We start from the raw sequence: 5,258 nt of genomic DNA, 5'->3' as shown, positions 1-5,258 counted from the left end.
TGCCGGGCTCATCGGAGGCACCGCCGTCGACCCGGCCTCTCCCGGCGCAAAGGATGTCGCCGCGGCGCGTCAGCGGGTTGCGGACCGGATTTCGGAACTGGTTCCGGTGGCGCAGGAGCACGACGTCCGCCTGGTTCTCGAGCCGCTGCACCCGATGTATGCGGCGGACCGCGCGGTGCTCTCGACGTTAGGCCAGGCGCTGAATCTGGCAGCCCCGTTCCCGGCGGAGACTGTCGGCGTGGTCGTGGATACTTTCCATGTGTGGTGGGATCCGGCGCTCGAGTCCTCGATCCAGCGTGCCGGGGCCGAGGGACGTCTTGCGTCGTACCAGGTGTGCGACTCGAACCTGCCCATCGCAGCTGATGCGCTGCTTTCCCGCGGGTACATGGGGGACGGCTACATCGACTTCGAGACGATCACCCGCTGGGTTGCCGCGACCGGGTATGCAGGGCCTGTTGAGGTGGAGATCTTCAACCGGGAGATCTGGGATGCGCCGGCCGCTTCAGTGCTGGCGACGGTGAAGGCCCGGTACGAGTCCCTGGTGGAGCCCTACCTCTAGGCTGAACGGCCTCGCTGGGGCGGGTTGTCGGCCTCAATGGGGCAAAAGCGCCGGTAACGTGCAGGATCGTGGTGTCGTCACCACGTTCCTGCACCTTTCCGGCGCTTCTGTGTGTCACTAGGCTGGGCGTATGAGTGGAAGCGACGTGCTGGGTGAGGCCTTCGGGCGAATCCCTGACGCGGTGTCCCGGGCGGTGGACGGGCTCGACGCCGGACAACTGGCCTACCGCCCAACGCTTGGCGACAGTTCGGGCTCGCCCGGGAACAGCGTCGCCTGGCTGATCTGGCACCTCACCCGGGTGCAGGACAACCACCTGGCCGACGCCGCTGATCGCGACGAATTGTGGCTCGCCGACGGCTGGGCGGAGAAGTTCGGTCTCAACCTGCCGCGGGAGGACACCGGCTACGGGCACACGTCCGATGACGTGGACAAGGTCCGTGTTGACTCCGCGGAGCTGCTCGTCGAGTACCACCGGGCGGTACACGTTCGCAGCATGAAGTTCGTCGAGGGATTGAGCGAGACGGATCTCGACCGCATCATCGACACTTCGTGGGACCCACCGGTCACCCTTCGAGTGCGGCTGGTCAGCGTCATCGAGGACTGCCTGCAGCACGCGGGCCAGGCGGCGTTCCTGCGCGGCTTGCTTGCCCAAACTGGTCAGTCCTAGTCCCTCCAGCCGCTCCAGTCGCTCCAGCCCTTCAGCCGCTCAACCGGTGCAAAAGTGCCGGGAAGGTGCAGAAACGTAGGGTCGTCCCCACGTTTCTGCAGTTCCCCGGCACTTTTGCGTTCAGCTCCGGTCAGCTCAGCCGGTGGGGGTAACCAGCAGCAACGTCGCGAGCAGCGTCATGGAACCAGCAGTGTCACGGGGCCAGACCCGTCACCCGCAGCGTGATGTTCAGCCGGCCGTCGAGACCCAGTATCGGGTCGGCCGTTCCCGGAAACGTCTTCATCACGCCGTGGTACGCCAGCCGCGACTCGCCGCCAAACACAAACAGGTCACCCGACTCCAGCCGCACGTCGGTCCACGGCTTGTTCCGGTTCTCGGTGTTACCGAACCGGAAGACACAGCTGTCCCCGATGCTCAGTGAGACCACAGGATTAAGGGACTTCTCCTCCTTGTCCTGGTGCATGCCCATTTTCGCCGCGGAATCGTAGAAGTTGATCAGGGCGGCGTCGGGGTTGTAGGCATCATCGCGGGAACCGTACGCCGCTTCGACGGCGTCCCGCCCCAACCCAGCCAACCAGGAAGGAAACGGAGCAACAGGGCCGCCGCCGACGTCGTCGGCTGTTTTGGTGTACCGGTAAGGAACCCAGTGCCAGCCAAGGCAGACCGTCTGAACCGACATCCGGGATCCGTTGGGCATGCGCGTATGCCGCATCGGTACCGGCCCTGCAGCCCAGTCGCGGCATGCCGTCACAAGCTCCCGCTGTCGGTCCAGGCTCAGCCAGTCCGGGACGTGCACGGCACCGGGAGCAACGACGGCGGGATCACGCGGCAGGAGAGTGGCCATGGGAACATTCTGGTCCATTGTGTGCCCGAGCGGCGGGGGATACGCTCGCTTCCACCGGCACGCCAGGACGAGAAGTCATGCCCAACAGAGAGGCTCGTCGTTCCGCCAGGTCAGGAGGAACGCTCCTCACGCAGGTAGTGCAGCTGCGCAGCAACCGACTGCTCCGCTGCGCGGCGCACCGAAGGGTCAACCTCGGCGTACACCCGGTCGGTGACGGAGCCGACGTCGGCACTCTCAACTGAGAGGCCAAGGGTCAGGAGCGCAGCGCGCACCTGATCAAGCCGCTCCAAACGATGCATCCGGTACGCGCGGATAACTTCTCCTAGGTTCGGGAGCGTCGGTCCGTGCGCCGGCAGGACTGCGGGAGCGCCCAAAGACTCAAGCACGTCCAGGGACCGGAGGTAGTCACCAAGCGTGCCGTCGGGGTAGCTCAGCACGGTGGTACCGCGGCCGAGGATAGTGTCTCCCGTGAGGACGGAGCCGTTGGGGCCGTCGTCGGGCAGGTGGAAGCACCCCGAATCCGCGGTGTGCCCGGGAGTCGCGAGGACGTTGATCCGCACCCCGGCAGCGGAAAGAACCTCGCCGTCAGCCAGTGAGTTTCCGCCGTGACAGTGGGCAGAATCGAAGGCGCGAACCGGCGCCGCGGTCAGCTCATGAAACCGGGCGCTGGCCTCCGTGTGATCCCGGTGATGGTGGGTGATGAGCACCAGCTCCACCGGCCCGCAGGAATGCAGCGCGGCAAGGTGCGCCTCGTCCAGCGGGCCGGGATCAACCACGACCACCCCTCGCGAATCCGGCGCCGAAAGGACGTAGGAGTTGGTGCCGTCCAGGCTCATCGGCCCGGGGTTCGGCGCGAGCCGATACCGGCTAAGCGGTCCGCTGGAGGTCAGCGTGCTGGAGGTGGGCCCGCCGTCGTCTGAGAACACTGGCTACCGGACTGTCTCGCGTACCTCGCCGAACGGCACTTCGGAGGAGACCTCGGCCTGTGTGTCAGGGCCGAGGCCGGTAGTGATCAGGACACCGTGCTCGCCTCCGGCCACGGACTGCTTGAGGACGGGCATGAGCGCAGCGGCCGTGCTGTCGTCGAGTCCTGCGAGGTACGCGCGGTAGGACTCGGGGAGATCTGAGTAATCGGTCATGGTTCCCAAACTACGCCCGCGCACGTCCCGCAACAACCGCCGAACCTCCGCGTCCGGAACCTGATCGAAGCTGCGGTAGGCGCTGCCGACGGCGGGCAGATCGCGCGCAGACCAGAGGTTCACCAGCTCGTCAACCGACGCCTGAACTGTTCCCGCAGCGGGGCCAAGGAAGACGGGTGCAGCGGCGATAATCCGGCCGGCTCCGGCTTTCCGGAGCGCCGCAACCGCGGCGAGCATCGTGGCTCCGGTGGCAACGCCGTCGTCAATGATCACCACCGTTGCCCCGCTGACCTCCAACGGGCCTAGCCCCTCCCGGTACAGCCGTTCGCGACGCACGAGTTCTTCCTGCTCACGCTCTGCAACCCGCGCGAATACCGCGTCGGCATTCCTGACATCGGCCAGAACCTTCGCATTACGGACGGTTTCCATGGCGCCGCCAATCGAGGCCACCGCGCCCATTGCCAGTTCAGGACATTCAGGGACGCCCACCTTGCGCACCATCACGACGTCGAGGGGCGCGCCAAGCGCCTCTGCCACACACACGGCCACCGGGACACCGCCGCGTGGAAGCGCCAGAACAACAGGGTTCAGCTGTGCCGCGATTGGGTGCACCGCGATCGCGAGTTGCCGGCCCGCATCCGCGCGGTCGGCGTATCGGTGTGGTTCCTCGTGAGCTTGCTTCATCGTGGGCGCCGGTCGTGAGGGGGTCTTTCATTCGAGCTTAGAGGATGATAAACCGGCAGTAGCCTTAGCAATCCAAGTCAGACGAAACCGAAGAGCAGGAATAGCAGGAGAAATAACAGGAGAGAGGTACGTCATGGCAGAGCGGGGAAACACAACCCACGGTCCGCAGGTGGACGACCAGATGAAGCACGAAACCCAGGGTTTGGTGCAGGGCAACCACCCAACCAGGGCAGAGGACTGGCGGGAAACCGAAACCGTGGATGACAGCGACAGCACCGAGGCGGACGATCAGCCCGTCTATGTTTCGCAGGATGATGACCGCAACGCTGATGAGGAGGCGCAGTGACCAATACCCTGCACACGCTTGCAGATGTCTATCGGAAGCCCGGGCCCTGGGTAACCATCTACACGGATGCGAGCACCGGGAATGTCGATTCGCTTCATGCCGACGACGTCCGGCCCGAAAACATCGCCTCGGCACTTGAGGAGGCAGGGGCCACCAAGGATGACCGCAAGGCCGTCGCGGAGGCGCTCCGCCGGTCCGCGAAGGGCCTGCCGGATCCCGTGGCGCGGCTGATCGTGGTGGCGAATGGTTCGGTGGAACTGGATGAGTTCCTGCCCGGGCCTCTCGCCCTGCCGGAGTTTACTTCGGTCAACGAGGTGCCGAACCTGTGCCCGCTGCTGTGGCACCGTCCGGACGACTTCGCTTACGTTGTGGCTGAAGTGGGGCGCGACGGCGGTGAGATCCACCTGCGCCGCGCAAACGGACTGCAGGATGACAGCATCACCCACATCGAGGGAGACACGGAGAACCTCAAAAAGGTTCCGAGCGGCGGTTGGTCGCAGGGCCGCTACCAGCACCGCACCGAGAACATCTGGAAGGCGAATGCTGCTGACATCTCCGGGGAAATCGACAAGGTTGTCCGCAGCTGCCGCGCCAGGCTTCTGGTTGTCGCAGGGGACATCCGTGCCCGCAACCTCGTGGCAGAACAGCTCAGCGAGCAGTCCAAGGACATCCTCACCGTCGTCGAAAGCCATAGCCGTACGGAGGGAGCGGACAAGGAAGCGTATGCACAGGAGATCAACAAACGGGTAGCGGAATGCATTGCGCGCCGGCAGGCGCAGCTGCTGGAACGGCTGAACAACCAGAAGGGACGCGCAAACCCGGAGTCAACCGAAGGCATCGGCTCGGTGGTGCATGCGCTGCAGCAGGCGCAGGTCGACACTCTCCTCCTGGAAAGCCAGGGCCTCAACGGTCACCGGCTGCTGGCCCTGGGCTCGGAGCCGTGGACCGCCGAGATCGACGGCGAAACCGCTGGCGCCCCCGTGCTGGGTGAGGTGCCGGCGCCGTCGACGTTGTTGCGT

Annotated in this window: 7 protein-coding genes; 4 read left to right on the top strand and 3 right to left on the bottom strand. The window is 65.5% G+C overall.

The window, feature by feature from the left end:
• Together P4U43_RS17545 and P4U43_RS17540 are read left to right on the top strand one after the other, a co-directional pair.
• Window positions 1–559 (top strand): sugar phosphate isomerase/epimerase family protein (locus tag P4U43_RS17545; protein WP_277359887.1); only part of this gene is annotated, 559 nt, incomplete at its 5' end.
• Window positions 560–689: 130 nt separating this feature from the next.
• On the top strand, window positions 690–1,226 hold the full coding sequence (locus P4U43_RS17540) for a mycothiol transferase (RefSeq protein ID WP_277359886.1): 537 nt from the start codon (window positions 690–692) through the stop codon (window positions 1,224–1,226).
• A 193-nt stretch (window positions 1,227–1,419) separates the two neighbouring features.
• On the opposite strand, the gene P4U43_RS17535 is transcribed toward P4U43_RS17540, so the two are convergent.
• The 3 genes from P4U43_RS17535 to P4U43_RS17525 form a co-directional block, all read right to left on the bottom strand.
• Window positions 1,420–2,070, bottom strand: coding sequence for an alpha-ketoglutarate-dependent dioxygenase AlkB family protein (locus tag P4U43_RS17535; RefSeq protein ID WP_277359885.1), 651 nt, complete (start codon window positions 2,068–2,070; stop codon window positions 1,420–1,422).
• 110 nt (window positions 2,071–2,180) lie between these two features.
• Entirely contained in the window at window positions 2,181–2,996 is an 816-nt protein-coding gene (locus tag P4U43_RS17530; RefSeq protein ID WP_277359884.1) for an MBL fold metallo-hydrolase, read from the bottom strand.
• 3 nt (window positions 2,997–2,999) lie between these two features.
• Complete coding sequence (locus P4U43_RS17525) at window positions 3,000–3,893, bottom strand: phosphoribosyltransferase (protein WP_277359883.1); 894 nt, start codon at window positions 3,891–3,893, stop codon at window positions 3,000–3,002.
• Window positions 3,894–4,026: 133 nt separating this feature from the next.
• On the opposite strand from P4U43_RS17525, the gene P4U43_RS17520 reads away from it, so the two are divergent.
• Both P4U43_RS17520 and P4U43_RS17515 read left to right on the top strand, forming a co-directional pair.
• Entirely contained in the window at window positions 4,027–4,239 is a 213-nt protein-coding gene (locus tag P4U43_RS17520) for a hypothetical protein (RefSeq protein WP_277359882.1), read from the top strand.
• A partial coding sequence (locus P4U43_RS17515) for a baeRF2 domain-containing protein (RefSeq protein ID WP_277359881.1) occupies window positions 4,236–5,258 on the top strand: 1,023 nt, incomplete at its 3' end. The genes P4U43_RS17520 and P4U43_RS17515, both read left to right, overlap by 4 nt.

This window comes from Arthrobacter vasquezii (genome assembly GCF_029455255.1).
Lineage (GTDB): Bacteria > Actinomycetota > Actinomycetes > Actinomycetales > Micrococcaceae > Arthrobacter_D > Arthrobacter_D parietis.
Note: the sequence above shows the minus strand (reverse complement) of the source record. Positions and strands in the feature narration are given on the sequence as shown.

Coding starts and splice junctions, on each gene's coding strand:
- P4U43_RS17540 (WP_277359886.1), top strand. CDS start 690: ATGAGTGGAAGCGACGTGCTGGGTGAGGCCTTCGGGCGAATCCCTGAC.
- P4U43_RS17535 (WP_277359885.1), bottom strand. CDS start 2,070: ATGGCCACTCTCCTGCCGCGTGATCCCGCCGTCGTTGCTCCCGGTGCC.
- P4U43_RS17525 (WP_277359883.1), bottom strand. CDS start 3,893: ATGAAGCAAGCTCACGAGGAACCACACCGATACGCCGACCGCGCGGAT.
- P4U43_RS17520 (WP_277359882.1), top strand. CDS start 4,027: ATGGCAGAGCGGGGAAACACAACCCACGGTCCGCAGGTGGACGACCAG.